Source organism: uncultured Sphingomonas sp. (assembly GCF_946477935.1).
Lineage (GTDB): Bacteria > Pseudomonadota > Alphaproteobacteria > Sphingomonadales > Sphingomonadaceae > Sphingomonas.
Genome location: NZ_CAMLAC010000008.1, coordinates 21,917 through 41,377, shown reverse-complemented (window position 1 = coordinate 41,377; position 19,461 = coordinate 21,917). Strand labels below are relative to the sequence as shown.

Below are 19,461 nucleotides of genomic sequence, written 5' to 3'. Positions count from 1 at the left end.
GTTCGGGGTTGCCGTTGCATTGCTGGGCGGCCCCTCACCCTCCCACCGCTTCGCGGCGGGCCCCTCCCTCTCCCACAAGGGGAGAGGGAAAAAGGGGAGCGGGTGGGCTGGTAATGCGTTGATCGGGCGAGGAGACTGTTGATGGCTCAGCAACCGATCAATCCGGGTGACGTCGCGCCCGAGGGGACGCCCGGCACCGGCGAAAATGTCTGTCCGCGATGCGGTGGTAGCGGGACGATCGACGATGGCGATTGTCCGGATTGTGGCGGTAGCGGCACCGTGATCGAGGGGATCGGCGGCGCCTGATCCTCAGGCGGGGCCTTCGGTCTCGCCTTCGCGGTATTTCATTTCGAGGAAGCGGCCGCGGGTTGACAGGCTGTCGAGGTCGGTTTGGGCCAGCCGCCCGGTCATGTCGGCGATTTCCTGTTCGATCAGGCGCAGGCCATCGACCAGTTGCGCGTCCGGCGTCCGGCCGTTGCGCTCTACACGGCGCAGCGGATCGGGCACGCGTTCGTAATCGCGGACGAAGGCGGGGAGTTGCTCGCCGATCAGGCGGCGGACTTCATGCGCTTCCTCGCTGTCGTTGGGCACCGCGGCGAGTTGCGGCGACAGCGTTTCCAGACGTAGGCCGATGCGGTCGATCAGCGTCGCGGCGGGGGCGGGCAGCATCGGGCGCTGCGCCTCCAGCCAGCGTTCGGTCTGCGCGGGCAATGCCTTGATATCGACCTGCGCCAGCTTGGCCGGGGAGGGGGCGCGGCCGGCGGGGGCGAGCGCGATGCCGAGCGTCACCGCGACCATCAGGAACATCACCGCCAGCGCGCCGAACAGGCCGATGCCGCCGGGCAGGATCAGCCCGGCGACGATTGCCGCGATCAACAGTGCCGCATTGGCGAGCGCGATCGCGATCAGCCGGCGGAGCAGCGACGTCGCCTTGCGCCGCACGCGCCGCCCCGCGCCGCGATAATCCTGCGAGATGCGCGCCATCACCTCGCGGGCACGCTCGATCTGCGCATCGACTTCCTGGGAGCGGGGCGTGGGCATGTCGGCTTACAGCGCCTCCAGCTTGAACGATGACGACGAGGATGTCGCGCCGGGGCCGGAAAGGCGGTTGCCCTGCTGCGCACCCTCCGCCCGGGCGATATAGCCTTTCGACTTCTCCACCTCCGAACCGAGCGCGGTGACCGTGGTCTTCATCGAATCGAGCGCCTTCAGCTTGAAGGTGTCGATGGCGTCCATCGTGTCGTAGATGTTCTGGAAGGCGCGTTGCAGCGTTTCCAGCGGGATCGTCGAGGCGGCGGCCTGCTCGTGGATCTGCGCGGTCTGGCTGCGCAGCAGCTTACCGGTCGAATCGATGATGTTGGCCGTCGTGGTGTTCAGCGCGGTGATCTGATCGAGCACCAGCTTCTGGTTGGCGAGGGCCTGCGCCACCGTGACCGCGGTGCGCAGCGCCGAGACGGTGGTGGTGGAGGCGCGGTCGACGCCCTTTACCAGCTCGACATTGTTCTTCTTGACCAGATCGAGCGCCAGATAGCCCTGCACCGTCACCGCCATCTGGGTAAGCAGGTCCTGCGTCCGCTGGCGGGTGTAGAAGAGTGCGGTCTCGCGGATCGCCTTGGCCTTGGCCGGATCGCTATGGTCCAGGTCGTTGGCGGTATCTTCCAGTTTCTGGTCCATGGTCTGCGACAGGTGGATCATCTGTTCGAGACGGCCCATCGCGGCCCACAGGTTCGCCCGCTCGGTATCGATCGCGGCATTGTCCATCAGCAGTTCGTCGCGGCCCGACGACAGGCTCTTCAGGATCGCGGCGATATGCGTCTGCGACGAGCGATAGCCGTCAAAATAATCGCGCATCTTGTTGCCGAAGGGCAGGATGCCGAGCAGCTTCTTGGGCGCGGAGAGATTGCCCTGGCGGCCGGGATCGAGGCTTTCGACCAGACGGCGGAGTTCGGTCAGATCCTTGCCGACGCCCGATTCCTGATCCATCGCGCGGACCGGCCGGTCGAGGAAGCGGTTCGACTGGCCCGCCGCCTCGCGAATTTCCTTTTGCCCCATGGCGGTGATCGCATCGACGCGGCGGCCGAATTCGGGACTGTTCACGTCCTGCGCGACCAGTTCGGCGACGAAGCCGTCGACGCGGGTGTTCAACTGGCTGCGCGTCTTCTCATCGACGGGGACCAGCCCGGCGGCCTTGGCCGGTGCGACGGTCGGCACCGGATCGGGCGGGGTAAGCTTCAGCTCCTGCACGGTTTCGGGGGTGGTCGCCATCTGCTTTGCATCTCCAGTGCCTTCGATGCGAGTCTGGCGAGGAACGGCGCGCGCTTCAAGTGTGTTGCTTGAATATATCGCCGTGTATCGATCGACTGCCCTTCCCGCGGGCGGGCATTTCGGCTATGGGCGCGCGCAACATCCCTTTTCCGAACAAGAGAACCTTATGAGCCTCCGCAACGTGGCGATCATCGCGCACGTCGATCACGGCAAGACGACGCTGGTCGATCAGTTGTTCCGCCAGTCGGGCACTTTCCGCGACAACCAGCGCGTCGAAGAACGTGCGATGGATTCCAACGACCTCGAAAAAGAGCGTGGCATCACCATTCTGGCCAAGCCGACCTCGGTCGACTGGACCCCGCCGAACGGCGGCGAGAGCGTGCGGATCAACATCGTCGACACGCCCGGCCACGCCGACTTCGGCGGCGAGGTGGAGCGCATCTTGTCGATGGTCGACGGCGTCGTCCTGCTGGTCGACTCGTCGGAAGGCGCGATGCCGCAGACGAAGTTCGTGACCGGCAAGGCGCTGGCGCTGGGCCTGAAGCCGATCGTGGTCGTCAACAAGGTCGACCGCCCCGACGCGCGCATCCAGGAAGTGCTGGACGAGGTGTTCGACCTGTTCGTGTCGCTGGACGCGAATGACGAGCAGCTCGACTTCCCGGTGCTCTATGCTTCGGGCCGTAACGGCTATGCGTCGACCGACATGGACGCGCGTGAAGGCACGCTGATCCCGATGTTCGAGACGATCGTGAACCATGTGCCGCCGCCCAACCTGGACGTGGATGCGCCGTTCACCTTCCTGGTCACGCTGCTGGACCGCGACAACTTCCTGGGCCGCATCCTGACCGGCCGCGTCAATTCGGGCACGGTGAAGACCAACCAGCCGATCCATGCGCTGGATAACGACGGCAACGTCGTCGAGACCGGTCGTGCGTCCAAGATCCTGTCGTTCCGTGGTTTGGACCGCGTGCCGGTGGACGAGGCGAAGGCGGGCGACATCATCTCGCTGGCCGGCCTGACCGTCGCGACCGTCGCGAACACGATCGCCGATACGAGCGTGACCGAGGCGCTGCACGCGCAGCCGATCGATCCGCCGACGCTGTCGATGCGTTTTGCGGTGAATGACTCGCCGATGGCGGGCCGCGAGGGCAGCAAGGTGACGAGCCGCATGATCCGCGACCGCCTGTTCCGCGAGGCCGAGTCGAACGTCGCCGTGAAGGTGACGGAAGCCGCCGACCGCGACAGCTACGAAGTCGCGGGCCGCGGCGAGCTTCAGCTCGGCGTGCTGATCGAGACGATGCGCCGCGAGGGCTTCGAGCTGGGCATCAGCCGCCCGCGCGTGCTGTTCGGCGAGGACGAGAACGGCAAGCGTACCGAGCCGTACGAGACCGTCATCATCGACGTGGACGAGGAGCATTCGGGCACCGTCGTCGAGAAGATGAACCTGCGCAAAGCCGAGCTGACCGACATGCGTCCGTCGACCGGCGGCAAGACGCGCATCACCTTCTCGGCACCCAGCCGCGGCATGATCGGCTATCACGGCGAGTTCCTGTCGGACACGCGCGGCACCGGCATCATGAACCGGCTGTTCGAGCGCTATGGCCCGCACAAGGGCAATATCGAGGGCCGCAAGAACGGCGTTCTGATCTCGAACGGTGCGGGCGAGGCGCAGTCCTATGCCCTGGGGCCGCTCGAGGATCGCGGCATCCTGTTCGTCGGTCACGGCGAGGCGCTGTACGAGGGCATGATCATCGGCGAGAACGCCAAGACGGATGACCTGGAGGTCAATCCGATGAAGGCGAAGCAGCTGACGAACTTCCGTGCGTCGGGCGGCAAGGACGACGCCATCCGCCTGACTCCGCCGAAGAAGATGACGCTGGAACAGGCCATCGCCTATATCGACGATGACGAGATGGTGGAGGTGACGCCCAAGTCGATCCGCCTGCGCAAGCGCCACCTGGACCCGAACGAGCGCAAGCGCGCGGCGCGGTCGAAGGAAGCGGCATAAGACGAAGGGGCCGGGCGGAAACGTCCGGCCTTTTTTGTTCACGCGAAGACGCGAAGGCGCGAAGAAGAGGAGTTCACGCGGAGGCGCGGAGGCGCGGAGGGGATGCGCGAGCCGAAGGCTCCCTTTCCATCACGGACGCGGCATGTCTCCCGGTCGAGATGATCCGCAACGGCGATGCCGGGCGCATCCTCTCCGCGCCTCCGCGCCTCCGCGTGAACCAAAACGTCTTCGCGTCTTCGCGTGAACCAGATTTCCCCCACCGCCCACGATCCGCTAAACGGCGGAGCATGACGCAGAAACCTCCGATCGGGCGCGATACGCGTCTGTGCATGTCGCTGTCCGCACGGCCGGGCAATTACGGGTCACGCTTCCATAACCGGCTGTATGAACTGACCGGGCTGGATTATGTCTACAAGTCGTTCAGCACGACCGACCTGGCTGCCGCGATCGGGGGGATACGCGCGCTGGATATCCGCGGCTGCGCGATCTCCATGCCGTTCAAGGAGGCCGTCATTGCGCTGATCGATGGGCTGGCGCCGAGCGCGGCGGCGATCGACAGCGTGAACACGATCGTCAACGATGACGGACGCCTGACCGGACACAATACGGATTACGGCGCGGTGCGGGCGCTGATCGCCGATATCGATCCGGCCACGCCCTTCGTGCTGCGCGGATCGGGCGGGATGGCCAAGGCGGTCGCGGCGGCGTTTCGCGATGCGGGGTTCGCGCATGGCACGATCGTGGCCCGCAACGCTGCGGCGGGACGCGCGCTGGCCGATCTGTATGGCTTTGCCTGGTCTGTCGATGCGGATGTGACGGCGCCGATCCTGGTCAACGTGACGCCGCTGGGCATGACGGGGGCGGATGCCGACGCGCTGGCCTTCCCGGAACCAAGCATCGCACTGGCGGATATCGCCTTCGACGTGGTGCAATACCCGCCCGAGACGCCGTTCCTGCGCGCGGCGCGTGAAGCGGGCAAGCGGGTGATCACCGGCACCGAGGTCGCGACGTTGCAGGCGCTGGAGCAGTTCGTGCTCTATACCGGTGTGCGCCCGACGGAAGCGCAGGTGGAAGAAGCGGCGGCGTTCGCGCGGGGCTAACCTGCCATCCGCATCAGCACTTGCCATTCGGCGTCGCCGATCGGTGACACGGAGAGCCGCGACTGGCGCAGCATCGCCATGTCGGTGAGCGCAGGCTCGGCCTTCATCGCGGCGAGGGTGACGGGGTGGGTGAGGGGGCGTACGGGTTCAACGCGCACCGATACCCAGCGATCACCCTCGCCGTCGGGGCGGGCGGTTCGGGCGATGCGGGCAAGGCCGACCGCCGCCTTGTCCCGGCCGCTGTGATAGATCAGCACGTCGTCCCCCACCGCCATGGCGCGCAGGTGCTTCGCGGCGGCGGCGTTGCGGACGCCGTCCCATTCGGTGCCGCCACCCTGGACCAGATCGTCCCAGCCATAGCTGTCCGGCTCGGACTTCAGCAGCCAGTACCCCATCGCCTGAACCCCATCTAAACACCGCATTCCGCCGCCATTCAGCCCGAAACGGGCAGGACAGGCAACACGCTCGCACCTTTACGCGTTTTTGTCTCCAGCGGACCGGGCGTGTCAGTATCGGAGGTTCGAGATGATCCATGGATGGAAGAAGGCAGGTTTGGGACTGACCCTTGCCGCGACGGTCTTCACCGCGGCGGCCCCGGCCGATGCGCAGCGATGGCGCGGCCGAGGCTATGGTGGCGGCTGGCACCACCGGGATCGCGGCGGGGACGTCGCGGCGGGTGCGTTGCTGGGCGGCATATTGGGGCTGGGCGTGGGCGCGGCGATCGCGTCCAACAACCGCAACCGCTATTATGATCGCGGCTATTATGACCGTGGTTATTATGACCGCGGTTATTATGCGGATCGTGGCTATGCCTATGATCCCTACTACGCGCCGCCGCCGCGCGCCTATTACCAGCCGCGCTGCTGGAACGACTGGCGGTGGGACCCCTATTGGGGTCGCAACGTCCGCGTGCGGATCTGCGACTGATCCAACGGAGCGGCGTCGGCGTGATCCGGCGCCGCTTTTGCTTGGCAAGCCGATGGCCGCAAGGCTAAGCGCGGCGCATGACCGATACGCCTCCCGATCGTCTTTCGACGAGCCCCGACAGCCCGTATTTCGACCAGGACCTGCTCCAGCGCGGGGTTGGCATCCGCTTCAAGGGGCAGGAACGCCGCGATGTCGAGGAATACTCGATTTCCGAGGGCTGGATCCGGGTCGCGCTGGGCAAGAAGATGGACCGGCATGGCCGGCCGCTGACGATCAAGTTGACCGGGCCGGTCGAGGCCTGGATCGAGAATCCCGCGGCGGGTGACGCGGAGGAGGCGTAATCTTCTTTGGAGGGTGAGGGGCCTGCAAGCAGCGTCGCACTGCTGGGCTGCCCCTCACCCTCCCACGGCCTTCGGCCGCAGGCCCCTCCCTCTCCCCGGAGGGGAGAGGGGGTAAGGGTCAGGCCGCTTCCAGGGCTTCGCTGGCTTCCATCCAGCGGGTTTCGGCGGCCTCCAGCTGATCCTGTAGCGCCGCGCGGCGCTTCATCAGGTCCGTCATCGTCAGTTTCGCCAGCGCGGGTGTGGCGGTCGAGGGATCGAACATCGCGCGATCGATCTCGGTCAGTTCGGCGGTCAGCTTCGTGGTCTCCGCCTCCGCCTCGCGGATCAGTTTCTTGCGGGCCTTTTCCGCTTCCTTGTACGCCGCGGACGCTTTGCGATCCGACTTATTGGCGGATTTGGGTTCGGCAGGCTTGCTGTCGCCGGACAGCACGAAGGCGATGTAATCGTCCAGCGTCCCATCGAATTCGCGCGCGGTGCCCTGATCGACCAGCACCAGCCGGTCCGCGGTCATTTCCAGCATGTGGCGATCGTGGCTGACGAGGACGACCGCGCCCTTATAGCCGTTCAGCGCCTGGACCAGCGCCTCGCGTGCGTCGACGTCGAGGTGGTTGGTCGGCTCGTCGAGGATCAGCATGTGCGGCGCATCGCGGGTGATGAGCGCGAGCGCCAGGCGCGCACGCTCGCCGCCCGACAGCTTGCCGACCAAAGTCGTCGCCTTGTCGCCCGAAAAGCCGAAGCGACCGAGTTGTGCGCGTACCGCCGCCGGGCTGGCGCCCTTCATGATGCGGGTCATGTGTTCGAGCGGCGTATCGGTCGCGTCGAGTTCCTCCACCTGATACTGGGTGAAATAGCCGACGCGCATCTTGCCCGACGCGTTCATCTCGCCGTCCATCGGCGCCAGTTGCGCGGCGAGCAGGCGCGCCAGCGTCGTCTTGCCGTTGCCGTTGCGGCCGAGCAGCGCGATCCGGTCATCGGGGTCGAGACGCAGGTTCAGCCGCTTCAGGATCGGGGTTTCGGCATAGCCGACCGTCGCCATGTCGAGCGTGATGAGCGGCGGGCGCAACTCGTCGGGATCGGGGAAGTCGAAGGACAGCGATGGGTCGTTCGCCAGCTCGGCGATCGGCTGCATCTTGGCGAGCATCTTCTGCCGGCTCTGCGCCTGCTTGGCGGTGGAGGCGCGGGCCGAGTTGCGGGCGATATAGTCCTGCAACTTGGCGCGCTGCACGTCTTGGTTCGCCTTGGCGGCCGCCAACTGCGCCATGCGTTCGGCACGCTGGCGCTCGAACGAGTCGTAGCCGCCGACATAGAGCGTCACCTTGCCACCCTGCAGATGCAGGATGTGGTCGACGACGTTGTTGAGGAAGTCGCGCTCGTGGCTGACCAGCAGGATGGTGGCGCGGTAGGATTTGAGGAAATCCTCCAGCCACATCACCGCTTCGAGATCGAGGTGGTTCGACGGCTCGTCGAGCAGCAGCACGTCCGGCGCGGAGAAGAGCAGGGCGGCGAGCGCGACGCGCATCTTCCACCCGCCCGAGAAGCTGTCGAGCGGGCGGCCCTGCATCTCCTCGTCGAAGCCCAGACCCTTCAGGATCGTCGCGGCGCGCGCGGGCGCGGTATAGGCGTCGATCGCGATCAGGCGTTCGTAGATGTCGCCCAGCTTGTCAGGATCGGTCTCCGTCTCGGACGCGACCATCAGCGTGGCGCGCTCGGTATCGGCTTCCAGCACCGTGTCGAACGGCGTGGAGGTGCCCGAAGGGGCCTCCTGCGCGATATAGCCGAGGCGGCTGCCGCGCGGCATCTCGGCGGCGCCCTCGTCGGCCTCCAACTGCTTGGCGATGACGCGGACGAGCGTCGACTTGCCCGCGCCGTTGCGGCCGATCAGGCCGACGCGGCTGCCGGGAGGAAGTGCCGCCGATGCGCGGTCGAGGATCGTGCGGCCGCCGAGCCGCACGGTGATGCCGTTGAGATTGAGCATGGGCGCGCCGTTAGCATTTTGCGGGGCCGGCGTCACGGGGGAAGCCTCCATGCAAAACGGGCCGGCCGTTGCCGGCCGACCCGCATGTCGAGAGGATGGATGCTTCGGCGCACCCTGCGATCAGTGAACGAAGCGCGCCACCACATCGCGGTAGGATCGCGAGACCTTCACCTGCGCGCCCGAGTCGAGCACCAGGAAGCATTCGCCGTTGGTGTGCGGCTTCACCTGCTTGACCAGATCGAGATTGACGATCGTCGAGCGATGGACGCGCTGGAAGCGGCGGGGGTCGAGGCGCTTCTCCAGATCCTTCATGGTTTCACGCAGGACCAGCGAATTGTCGCCGGTCTTGATGACCATGTAATCGCCCGCCGCCTCGATCAGCTCGATCGTGTCGACATCGACGCGGAAGATCTGGCCGCGATCCTTGATGTTGATGAGCTTTTCAAAGCGGTTGGATGCGTGTTCGCCGCTGCCGGCGCCATCGGCGGTCAGGTCGGCCGCCGCCTCGGGGGCGTGTTCGGCCAGCGCTTCCTTCAGCTTTTCGGTTTCGTTGGCACCGCGCTTCTCGGCCAGGCGCTGGCGGACGCGATCGAGCGTGTCGCCCAGCCGCGATTCGTCCACCGGCTTCATCAGGTAATCGACCGCCTGCGCCTCGAACGCGCGCAGGGCGTGATCGGAATAGGCGGTGCAGAAGACGAACAGCGGCGGCTCTACCTCCATCAGCCCCTGGACGACCGAAAAGCCGTCGAAACCGGGCATCTGGATGTCGAGAAAGACCAGATCGGGCTTGTGCGTCTTGATCGCGCGGATCGCCTCGCGCCCGTTCATGCATTTCTCGATGATCTCGACGTCGTCGTGCGCCTGGAGGCGAAGCTCCAGTCCCTGGATCGCCAGGGGCTCGTCGTCGACGAGGATGGTACGGATGGTCATGCGGCCTCTCTATTCACAGTCTCGAGCTGGAACGGGATCTCGATATGAACCGAAAACCCGCCAGCGGGCGCGGAGCGCGTCTCGAAGCGATGGTGCAGGCCATAAGCCTGCGCCAGCCGCTCCCGGATATTGGAGAGCCCCACACCGGTTGAAAGGCTTGGCGAATGCCGCACCTCGTGCAAGCCGGGACCGCTGTCCGATACGCCGATCTGCACCCATTGCCCGGCGAGCCGCACGCTGACCGCGATCTCGGCGCCTTCCTCCTGCGGAGTGACAGCATATTTGATCGCATTTTCAACGAGTGGCTGGAGCAGCAGCGAGGGCAGGCGAGCGCGTTCGGCGCGGGGATCGATCTCGAAGCTGGGGCGCAGCCGCTCCTCGAAACGCATCTTTTCAATTTCGAGGTACAGCTTCAGCGTCTCCACTTCCTGCGCGACGGTGACGTGCGCGGTAGGCTCGTTGGCAAGGGTGTAGCGCAGGAAGGAGGACAGCCGGCTGAGCATCGCGTTCGCCCGCTCGGTCTGTTTCAGCAGCACCAGCGTGGAGATGGAATTGAGCGTGTTGAACAGGAAATGCGGGTTCAACTGGTAGCGTAGCATCGCCAGTTGCGCGGACGACGCCTGCAGCTCCAGCGCGCGCATCTCGTCCATCTGGTCCTCGACGATCAGATAATAGTTGATCGCGAAATAGAGCGCCGACCAGCCGGCGAGCACCACCAGGTTCAGGAACAGCGTGCCGAGCAGCAGGATCAGGCTGACGCCGGGGGTGGAGGTGGTGATGAACGAGAAGGAAAAGGCATTGAGCGAGGCGTAGAGGAAGGTCGCGGCGCTCAGCGTCGCCAGCGTCAGGAACACACCCGCGATGCGCGGGATGCGCCGGTAATAGCCGTACAGCGTCGAGAGCAGCAGCGTGATGCAATAGCCCAGGATCGCCTCGATGATGACCGGGATGATCTTTTCGAGCGAGAAGCCGTTCGAGATCGCCACGACGCTGCGCAGGACCAGATAGCCGCTCCACCCGGCGGCCTGCAAAATCCAGAAGGCACGCGCCTTGTTCTCGAAAAACGGCCGCGCGGACAGCGGCGGGCGCGAAGGAGCAGCGAGCGAAGACGTGGCCATTGCAATGCGGGCTCTACACGCACCGGGGCGCCGGTGCAAAACGACGAAGGCCGCCGCTCCGGCAAGGGAGCGACGGCCTTCGGTTTGGGTGGTGACGCGGATCAGAAGGTGAAGCGCGCACCGACGCGGATCGAGTAGAGCGACTGGTTCACATAGACCTGGTCGGTCGGGGTCGTGAAGCTGGTCGTGCCACCGAGCGGCGAGTAGCGATACTGCGCGCAGGCCTGGCTTGCGTTGGCCGTGGTCTGGGCAGGCGTAAGCGCGGTGCCGGTGGCAACCGGCGTTGTCAGGCACTGCACCTGCGTGACCGCTGCGTTGTACGGGAAGGTGTACTCGCGGAGCTGGCCCCACTTCTTGTTGATGAAGTTGGTGAAGTTCTCGATGTCCGCGAAGACCTGGAGGCGCGAGCCGCCGAAGCCGGTCGGGATTTCCTGCGAGACGTGCAGGTCGAGACGCGTGAACCAGCGCGAGTTGAACGCGTTACGCGGCGCGATCTTGCCACGATACTTGCTCAGGCCCGATGCGTCGATGAACGCATTGAGCGCATTCTGGTACTCGACGCTGCTGTACGACACGAGCGGATCGTTCACCGTCGGCACGTACATCAGGTAGCGGTTGCCGCCGGTGCCGGTCGCCGTGCTGCGGCCGGTGGTGCCGAAGATCGCCGAACGCGGCGTGCCACCCGAGGGCTGATAGTCCTGGAAGGTGTAGCTGAACGGGTGACCGATGCGCGTCTCGCCGAACAGGCCGATCTGCGTCTTGTAATCGCCGAAGAAGGCATGATCGAAGTTGACGCCGTACTTGAAGAAGTACTTCACCTGATCGTTCGAGATGCCGTAGGCGACGTTGTTCGGATCGACGAACGCACCGTTGCTGTAGTTCGAACCCGCGGTCGACGAGGTCGCCGGCGCCTGATCCTTCACATCGGCGTAAGTGAAGCTGCCGTTGATGGTCAGGCCGAGATCCCACGCCTTTTCGAAGCGCGCGACCGCGATGTACGACCGGCCCCGGGTGGTGTTGGTCAGCAGGATGTCGGTGTTGGTGTTGGTGCTGGCCGCGCCGTCGATGATGTTCTGGTAACGCTGGCGGCCATCCGGCGTCAGCGATCCAGCGATCGGCTGCGAGCGGATGTCGGTGAAATACACCTGGTTGCGAACGCGCGAATACAGGAAGTCGGCGCCGAAGATCCAGTTGTCACCCAGCGGGCCCAGATTGGCGTTATACTCGCCCGACAGCGTGGTACGCCACTGCGACGGCACCTTGAAGTTCGGGTCGAGCGCGTTGACCGTGGCACTGGTGGCGATGGCAGCATTGCCCAGCGTGGTGTTCACCGAACCAGGGATCGAGTTGCCGGTGACGCCGTTCAGCGCCGCATTGCCAACCGCGATCTGCGTTGCCGCGTCGGTGCCGCCGGGGAATCCGGTGAAGCCGGTCGCGGTGCGATTGATCGACAGCGAGTTGGTCAGCACGCCGGTGTTGGAGAAGCTGTTCGACACATAGACGTCGGGGGTGCCGCCGCCGAAGATGCCGCCGCCACCGCGGATCGAGAGCCGGCGTGCAGGCTTCCAGTCGAAGCCGATGCGCGGCTGGAAGAGGTTGAAGCCCGAGATGTTGGTGGTGTTGCCGGCGATCGTCTTGCGCTCGCCATTGACGATCGCACCATTGGCATAGCGGGCGAGGTACGCGGTGCTGAGCGCGGGGCGGTCGTGCATCGCATACAGGTCGTAGCGCGCGCCGTAGCTGAAGGTCAGCGTGGGCGTGACGCGCCAGTTGTCCATGACGCCGAACGTGTAGCTCTGGTAGCCGAAGCTTGCCGCGGCTGCGTCCGGGTTGAAGGCGGGCAGGCCATTATTGTCGCGAATCGCGTTGCCGTACTGGAAGGTATTGGCACGACGCGCCTCGAAGTCGGCGATCGAGTCGAAATAATAGGCGCCGGCGCTGTTCTGCAGGAACGAGTTGAAGACCGACACGTCCTGGATTTCGGTGAAGACGCGGACGTCGTGGTCGTTCATCGTCAGGCGCGCTTGGAGCAGGCCACCCCAGGTTTCGGTATAGAGCTGGTTGGTCTGGCGCGAGCTGTCCGGACCAAAGGCCACGACGGCGTCGGTGCCGGTCTGGCCGGTGCGGCCTTCGCAACCCGTCAGCGACCCTTGCGAAACGGGGTTGGTGCAGACGCGCATCTGCGCGAAGCCACGGCCGAGCAGCGGCTCCTGGATACGCGTATAGTGCTTGTAGAAGCCGCGCGCCTCGGTCGAGAAGGTGTCCGACCAGTCGGAGTTCAACTGCACCACGCCGGTGTGCAGGCGGTTGCCCTGCGTGTAGGCGTTCGACGCCAGGCCCAGGCCCGGGCTGCCGGTGGTGATCGTGCTGAAGGTGTTGTTCAGCAGCGTGATGCCGTCATCGGCATAGGTATAGGTCAGCGCCAGGCGCTGCGTATCGGAAAGGTTCGCATCGATGCGGGCAACGACGCGGTCGTCCTTGTCGTTCAGGCTGCGCTGCACGCCGCCCGTGTCATAGCCATAGATGCGTTGCGCGATATCCGACACCTGATCGACCTGCGCTTGCGTCAGGTTGGGGATCGCGGTGCCGGCATTGTTGTCGGTGGGACCTTCCGGGATCGGACGGCCGCCGCGCAGACGCTCGCCCGCCACCATGAAGAACAGCTTGTCGCGGATGATCGGACCGGAAAGTTCGGCGCCGAAATTATCGATCTTGAAGTTCGGCACTGCGGCGCGGCCGGTCGGGATGCCCGGGCCAGGCTTGGTGCGCTTGCCGACGAACTCGTCGCCCGAACGCGCGTAGAAGCCGGTGCCATGGAAGTCGTTGGTGCCCGACTTCAGGATGATGTTGATCGCGCCGCCCTGAAAGTTGCCCTGGCGGACGTCATAGGGGGCGACCTGTGCCTGGAACTGACCAATTGCGTCGAACGGGATCGGCGAGCGGCGGCTCGGAAGGCCATCGGCGTTGAGGCCGAAATTGTCGGTGATTGGCACGCCGTCCACGGTGAAGCGGTTGTAGCGGGCGTTCTGGCCGGCGAACGAGATGGCGCGGCCGCCGGTCGGCGTGTCGTCCAGGCGGGCGAACGGATCGCGGCGCGACAGGTCGCGAATGTCGCGGTTGAGGCTGGCGATGTTGGCGATGTCGTCAGCGTTCAGAACGGTTGCAGGACCCTGCGACACCGTGCGCGCATTGGGCAGGCGCGAGGCGCTGATGACGATCTCTTCGCCCTCACCCGCGTCGGCGGTTCCGGCGGCGGTCAGTTCGATCGGCAGTTCGAACGACTGGGCGACCACGGTCTGGATGTCGGTGACCTGCGCACCCTGATAGCCGGCGGCAGCGACCGACACGGTGTAGGGACCGCCTGGACGCAGGCCGGTCGACGAGAAGCCGCCGTTCGCATCGGTGGTCGTGGTGGTGGTGGTTCCGGTGGGAACGTTGACGATCGTCACGGTCGCGCCGGCGACGGGGGTGCCGCCTGCCGTCACGGTGCCGCGGATCGCCGACGTCGTTTCCTGTGCGGTGGCCGCCACCGGCATCACGAGCGCGACCGCAGCCACACCCAGGAACAAATTGGTTCGCATTGAATTATACCCCTTTGCGCAGCGCGCCGACCGGTGGTCTGAAGGACCGGTTAGGCGTGCCCCTGCCGCCCGAGTATTGCGTTTCTGTTACAGTCGCTATGGCACTGTAACACTCGCGAAAATCGGCTGTGCTGCGTTGCAAAAAAGCCACGAATTATGACCTTTTTGCGGCGGATTTAATCGGCGTCAGCCGCTTGCCGCCACCAGGGCGTTCCATTCCGCCTCGTCGATCACCTTGACCCCCAAGTCGCTGGCTTTCTTCAGCTTCGATCCGGCGCCCGGACCGGCGATCACCAGATCCGTCTTGGCGCTGACCGAGCCGGACACGCGGGCGCCCAGTGCCTCGGCCTGCGCCTTGGCTTCGTCGCGGGACAGGGTTTCGAGGGTGCCGGTGAAGACCAGCGTTTTGCCGCTGACGTCGGAGGAGCGGGTTTGCCAGAGGATGTCGGCGGGGGCGACCTGGGTGAGCAGGTCCTGTACGGCGTCCTGGTTGTGGGGCTCGGCGAAGAAATCGACGAGGGCGAGTGCGACCTCCGGGCCGACCTGCTTGGTGTCGACCACGGCGGCCAGGGCCTTGGCGACGCGGGCGAGGTGCTTGTCATCCGGCTCGCCGAGGGCGGGTGGGATGGCATCGCGCTCGGAGAGGGCGCGGGCGATCATGTCGGTGAGGTTGGTCCAACTGCTCCAGCGGCGGGCGAGGTCACGGGCGGTGACTTCGCCGACGTGGCGGATGCCGAGTGCGAAGAGGAAGCGGTCGAGGGGAGGGGCGCGGCGTGCGTCGATCGCCGCGATCAGGTTGCGTGCGGATATCTCGGCCCAGCGCTCGCGGCCGAGCAATATCTCTTCGGTCAGGCGGAAAATGTCGGCGGGGGTCTGGATCAGGCCATCGCGGAAAAACGCCTCGATCGTAGTGATCCCCATGCCGTCGATGTCGAGGGCGTGGCGGGACACGAAATGGCGGAGCCGTTCGACACGCTGCGCAGGGCAGACCAGACCGCCCGAGCAGCGCCAGTCGACCTCGCCCGGGGCGCGCTCGGCCGCCGATCCGCATTCGGGACAATGGGTGGGAAAAGGCCAGGGCGCGCGCGCATCGTCGCGCGACAGGTTCTCGACGATCTGCGGGATGACGTCGCCGGCGCGCTGCAGAACGACGCGGTCACCGGGATGGACGCCCAGCCGGCCGACCTCGTCCGCATTGTGCAGCGTCGCGTTGGTGACGACGACACCGCCCACCGTCACCGGCTCCAGCCGGGCGACGGGGGTCAGCTTGCCGGTGCGACCGACCTGGATATCGATCGCGTTGAGCGTGGTCTGCGCGCGTTCGGCGGGAAATTTGTGCGCCAAAGCCCAGCGCGGCGCGCGCGCGACCTGGCCCAGCCGCTGCTGCCAGTCGAGGCGGTCGACCTTGTAGACGACGCCGTCGATATCGAAGGGCAGGTCGGCGCGCTTGGCCTCGATCGCGCGGTACCGGGCGAGCGCATCGTCCACTCCTTCGCACCGGGCGAAATCACCGGCGACCGGAAAGCCCCAGTCGCGGATCGCCGCAACGACGCCGCTCTGGGTATCGGCGGGCATCGCGCTGGCCTCTCCCCAGCCATGCGCCAGGAAGCGCAACGGGCGAGTGGCGGTGATCGCGGCATCCTTCTGGCGCAGCGAGCCGGCGGCGGCGTTGCGCGGATTGGCGAACTGGCGCGCCTTTTCGGGGCTGTCCGCCTCGGCAAGCAAACGGGCGTTGAGCGCGGCGAAGTCGGCCTTGGCCATATAGACCTCGCCACGGATCTCGAAAATGTCGGGCGCATCGCCGTGGAAGGTGGCGGGAATGTCGGCGATGGTGCGGACATTGGCGGTGACATCCTCGCCCACCGTGCCGTCGCCGCGGGTCAGCGCCTGGACCAGCCGGCCACGCTCGTACCGTAGCGAGCAGGACAGGCCATCGATCTTCGGCTCGGCGGTGAGCGCGACGGGCGTATCCGCGGCCAGCTTCAGATAGCGGCGGACGCGGGCGACGAACTCGACCACCTCGTCATCGGCAAAGGCATTGTCCAGGCTCATCATCGGCCGGGCATGGGCGACCTTGGCGAGATGTCCGGCAGGCGCGGCGCCGACCTGGCGGCTGGGCGAATCGGCGCGCACCAGATGCGGGAAGGCGGCTTCCAGCGCGGCATTGCGACGGACCAGCGCGTCATAGTCCGCGTCGGAAATCTCCGGCGCGTCGTCGGTATGGTAGAGCCGATTGTGATGCGCGATCGTCTGGCTGAGCGATCCGAGCTCGGCGGCGGCCAGAAGGTCGGTGGCGGGCAGGTCCGTGGCGGGCGGGGGAGCTTTGGTCACTGGATAGCTGCTAGGCCAGTCGATACCCGGCGATCAAGCCGCCAGCGTCACCACCATTCGGTCAGGCGGTTTCCAGCAGGCGTTCGGCCTGTGCGCGTGCCTCGTCGGTGATCGTCGCGCCGGAGAGCATGCGGGCGATCTCCTCGCGGCGTTCGGCGTCGGTGAGCGCACGCACGCCGGTGCGCGTCACCGTGCCGTCATGCGCCTTGGCGATCAACAGGTGCGCCGCCCCACGCGCCGCGACCTGCGGGCTGTGGGTGACGACCAGCAACTGCGTGCGCGTCGCCAGCCGGTGCAGGCGCTCGCCGATCGCGGACGCCACCGCGCCGCCGACGCCGCGATCGATTTCGTCGAACACCATCGTGGCCGCACCGCCTTCCTCGGCCAGCGCCACCTTCAGCGCGAGGATGAAGCGCGACAATTCGCCGCCGCTGGCGATCTTGACCAGGGGGGCGAAGGGCGCGCCGGGATTGGTCGCAATCTCGAATTCGACCCGGTCCTTGCCTGCACCCGACCAACCGGTCTCCTCCAGCGGAACGACGATGGTGCGGAAGCGGGCGGCGTCCAGCTTCAGCGGGGCCAACTCGCCCTTTACCGCGGCGTCGAGGCGCCCGGCGGCGGCATGGCGTTGCTTGGACAGGGTTGCGGCAGCGCTGTCATAAGCGGCACGGGCGGACTGGGCGCGTTTCTCCAGCTTGGCGATGCCGCCTTCGCCCGCCTCCAGCCGTTCCAGCCGGCCGCGCAGATCGTCGGCAAGCGCGGCCAGATCGTCGGGCTGGACGCGGTGCTTGCGGGCCATGCCGCGCAATTCGAACAATCGCGCCTCGTCATCTTCCAGCGTACGCGGATCATAGGCGAGCGACAGCCGTGCCTCGGCCAGCCGTTCCTCGGCCACCGATGCCTCGATCACCGCACGGTCGACGGCCGCGAGCGCATCGCCGAGTGCCGGATGATCCTCGGCAATGCGCTCCAGCACGCGGGCGGCCTGACGCAGACGGGTGAGGCCGCCGTCCGATCCTTCCAGATATTCGTCGATCGCGGCGAGTTCTCCGGCGATCTTCTCGGAGCGTTGCATGGTGCGACGCTTGTCGGCCAGCGCCTCTTCCTCGCCGGGTTCGGGGGCCAGTTTTGTCAACTCGGCAACGGCATGTTCCAGCCATTCGCGGTCGCGGGCGGCGGTCTCGATCTCGGCGCGCGCGGCGTCCAATTCGGCCTCCGCCGCGCGCCATGTCCGCCAGGCGGCCGCGGCGCCGCCGGTGTCGATACGTCCGAAGCTGTCGAGCAGCGCACGGTGGCCGCGTGGGTTCAGCAGGCCGCGATCGTCATGCTGGCCATGCACCTCGACCAGAAAAGGCGCCAGCTCGCGCAGCAAGGCGGCCGACGCCGGCTGATCGTTGACGAAGCCGCGGCTGCCGCCATCGGCCTTGACGAGACGGCGGACGAACAGCGGCTCGCCCGGTTCGATCTCAACGCCGGCGTCTTCCAGGATCGCGGCAAGGCGGCTGCCGGGGGCAGGCGGCTCGAAGGTGGCGGTCACCACCGCCTGCGCGGCGCCGTGGCGGACCAGGCCGCTTTCGCCCCGCCCGCCGAGCGCCAGACCCAGTGCATCGAGCAGGATCGACTTGCCCGCCCCGGTTTCCCCGGTCAGCACGCCCAGGCCGGAGCCGAAATCGAGATCGAGTGCCTCGATCAATACCACGTCGCGAATGGACAGCGCAATCAGCATGGTGCGCGATATAGGCGATTTTCGCGAGCGCCGTTATCCCTTTTGCGCATCCATGGTCACGATTTGTTCGCGATCGGCCGGAATGGCGATGCCGTGCCCCCCTGATCGAGAGGGGCACGGCACCGGGATCAGTTGGTGCGGCCGCCGGTGTTGGGGCTGCTGTTGGGGCCGACGGTGGAGGGTTGCGTGGCGGGGCCGGTGGTCGGCGTGCCGCTGCCGCTTTCACCAGGCAGGCCGGTGTTGACCGATCCGGGCGTGCCGTCCGGCACCACCGGCTGGCCGGGCGCGACCGGCGGGAGCGGCTTGGCGGGATGCTGCTCCATCAGGCGATAGGCACGCTTGTACCAGTCGGACCCCGGATAATTGGCGCCCAGCACGGCGGCGGACCGCTGCGCCTCCTGCGGCACGCCCAGCGCCAGATAGGTCTCGGTCAGGCGCATCAGCGCCTCGGGGGCGTGCGTCGTCGTCTGATACTGGTCGATCACGGTGCGGAACCGCATGGAGGCGGCGAGCCATTGGCCGCGCCCTTCGTAGAAGCGGCCGATCTCCATTTCCTTGCCGGCGAGATGGTCGTTGACCAGATCGACCTTCAGGCGGGCATCGGCGGCGTAGCGCGTGTTGGGATAGCGGCGCATCAACTCGCCCAGCGCGTCCAGCGCCTGGCGGGTGATCTTCTGATCGCGCGTCACATCGGTGATCTGCTCGTAATAGCTGAGCGCGATCAGATAATAGGCATAGGGTGCATCGCGGTTGCCGGGATGGACCGACAGGAAACGCTGCGCCGACTGGATCGCCTGCGTATAGTCGCGCGACAGATAATAGCTGAACGCGCTCATCAACTGCGCGCGGCGTGCCCAGATCGAGTAGGGATGCTGGCGCTCCACCTCGTCGAACAGCAGCGCCGCTTCCTTGAAGCGCCCCTGGTCCAGCCGGTTCTTGGCGGTGGTGTAGAGCGTGCCGACGTCGCGCGCGACATAGGGCAGGTCGGTCCGGGCACGGTTGCGGGCGCAACCGGCGATGGGAAGAGCCAGGGCGGCGATCAGCGCCAGCGACAGCGCTCGGGACTGGGGGATACGCATTGCGGGGATTTCCTTAGCCGAGCGTTGGCGAGCCGAACAGTCCCCTTGCATGACCGCGGGATCAGGGCAATGCGATGCCC

At 66.4% G+C, this 19,461-nt stretch carries 15 protein-coding genes; 5 read left to right on the top strand and 10 right to left on the bottom strand.

What is annotated here, in order from left to right:
- Window positions 1-141: 141 nt before the first annotated feature.
- On the top strand, window positions 142-306 hold the full coding sequence (locus Q0U08_RS02075) for a hypothetical protein (RefSeq protein ID WP_298089452.1): 165 nt from the start codon (window positions 142-144) through the stop codon (window positions 304-306).
- Between the two features lie 3 nt (window positions 307-309).
- Here the strand turns inward: Q0U08_RS02075 and Q0U08_RS02070 are convergent, their stop codons facing one another.
- Both Q0U08_RS02070 and Q0U08_RS02065 read right to left on the bottom strand, forming a co-directional pair.
- The gene (locus Q0U08_RS02070; protein ID WP_298089451.1) at window positions 310-1,041 is read right to left on the bottom strand and encodes a hypothetical protein; all 732 of its coding nucleotides are present in this window, start codon (window positions 1,039-1,041) and stop codon (window positions 310-312) included.
- Window positions 1,042-1,047: 6 nt separating this feature from the next.
- Window positions 1,048-2,265: a toxic anion resistance protein gene (locus tag Q0U08_RS02065; RefSeq protein WP_298089450.1), complete on the bottom strand. Its 1,218-nt coding sequence runs from the start codon at window positions 2,263-2,265 to the stop codon at window positions 1,048-1,050.
- 166 nt (window positions 2,266-2,431) lie between these two features.
- Between Q0U08_RS02065 and typA the strand changes: the two genes are divergently transcribed.
- Window positions 2,432-4,273 carry a translational GTPase TypA gene (typA, locus tag Q0U08_RS02060; RefSeq protein WP_298089448.1) on the top strand — a complete coding sequence of 614 codons (1,842 nt, stop codon included), beginning with the start codon at window positions 2,432-2,434 and terminating at the stop codon, window positions 4,271-4,273.
- A 287-nt stretch (window positions 4,274-4,560) separates the two neighbouring features.
- Complete coding sequence (locus Q0U08_RS02055) at window positions 4,561-5,373, top strand: shikimate 5-dehydrogenase (RefSeq protein ID WP_298089446.1); 813 nt, start codon at window positions 4,561-4,563, stop codon at window positions 5,371-5,373.
- On the opposite strand, the gene Q0U08_RS02050 is transcribed toward Q0U08_RS02055, so the two are convergent.
- Window positions 5,370-5,768 (bottom strand): EVE domain-containing protein, encoded by a 399-nt coding sequence (locus tag Q0U08_RS02050; RefSeq protein ID WP_298089444.1) that lies wholly within the window; start codon window positions 5,766-5,768, stop codon window positions 5,370-5,372. The genes Q0U08_RS02055 and Q0U08_RS02050 overlap by 4 nt on opposite strands.
- Window positions 5,769-5,898: 130 nt before the next feature.
- Between Q0U08_RS02050 and Q0U08_RS02045 the strand changes: the two genes are divergently transcribed.
- Window positions 5,899-6,300 (top strand): hypothetical protein, encoded by a 402-nt coding sequence (locus tag Q0U08_RS02045; RefSeq protein WP_298089443.1) that lies wholly within the window; start codon window positions 5,899-5,901, stop codon window positions 6,298-6,300.
- Window positions 6,301-6,377: 77 nt separating this feature from the next.
- Entirely contained in the window at window positions 6,378-6,641 is a 264-nt protein-coding gene (locus tag Q0U08_RS02040; protein WP_298089442.1) for a DUF3297 family protein, read from the top strand.
- A 118-nt stretch (window positions 6,642-6,759) separates the two neighbouring features.
- Here the strand turns inward: Q0U08_RS02040 and Q0U08_RS02035 are convergent, their stop codons facing one another.
- The 7 genes from Q0U08_RS02035 to Q0U08_RS02005 all read right to left on the bottom strand — a co-directional run bounded on the left by Q0U08_RS02035 (window position 6,760) and on the right by Q0U08_RS02005 (window position 19,381).
- Window positions 6,760-8,616: an ABC-F family ATP-binding cassette domain-containing protein gene (locus Q0U08_RS02035; RefSeq protein ID WP_298089440.1), complete on the bottom strand. Its 1,857-nt coding sequence runs from the start codon at window positions 8,614-8,616 to the stop codon at window positions 6,760-6,762.
- A 120-nt stretch (window positions 8,617-8,736) separates the two neighbouring features.
- Entirely contained in the window at window positions 8,737-9,546 is an 810-nt protein-coding gene (locus Q0U08_RS02030; protein ID WP_298089438.1) for a LytTR family DNA-binding domain-containing protein, read from the bottom strand.
- Entirely contained in the window at window positions 9,543-10,664 is a 1,122-nt protein-coding gene (locus Q0U08_RS02025) for a sensor histidine kinase (protein WP_298089437.1), read from the bottom strand. The genes Q0U08_RS02030 and Q0U08_RS02025 overlap by 4 nt, the downstream gene beginning before the upstream one ends.
- A 101-nt stretch (window positions 10,665-10,765) precedes the next feature.
- Window positions 10,766-14,245, bottom strand: coding sequence for a TonB-dependent receptor (locus Q0U08_RS02020; protein ID WP_298089435.1), 3,480 nt, complete (start codon window positions 14,243-14,245; stop codon window positions 10,766-10,768).
- Window positions 14,246-14,431: 186 nt separating this feature from the next.
- Window positions 14,432-16,528 (bottom strand): NAD-dependent DNA ligase LigA, encoded by a 2,097-nt coding sequence (ligA, locus tag Q0U08_RS02015; RefSeq protein WP_298089457.1) that lies wholly within the window; start codon window positions 16,526-16,528, stop codon window positions 14,432-14,434.
- 109 nt (window positions 16,529-16,637) lie between these two features.
- The gene (gene recN / locus Q0U08_RS02010; protein WP_298089433.1) at window positions 16,638-18,302 is read right to left on the bottom strand and encodes a DNA repair protein RecN; all 1,665 of its coding nucleotides are present in this window, start codon (window positions 18,300-18,302) and stop codon (window positions 16,638-16,640) included.
- A gap of 128 nt (window positions 18,303-18,430) precedes the next feature.
- A complete protein-coding gene (locus Q0U08_RS02005; protein WP_298089432.1) occupies window positions 18,431-19,381 on the bottom strand; it encodes an outer membrane protein assembly factor BamD in 951 nt (316 codons plus the stop codon).
- Window positions 19,382-19,461 lie beyond the last annotated feature (80 nt).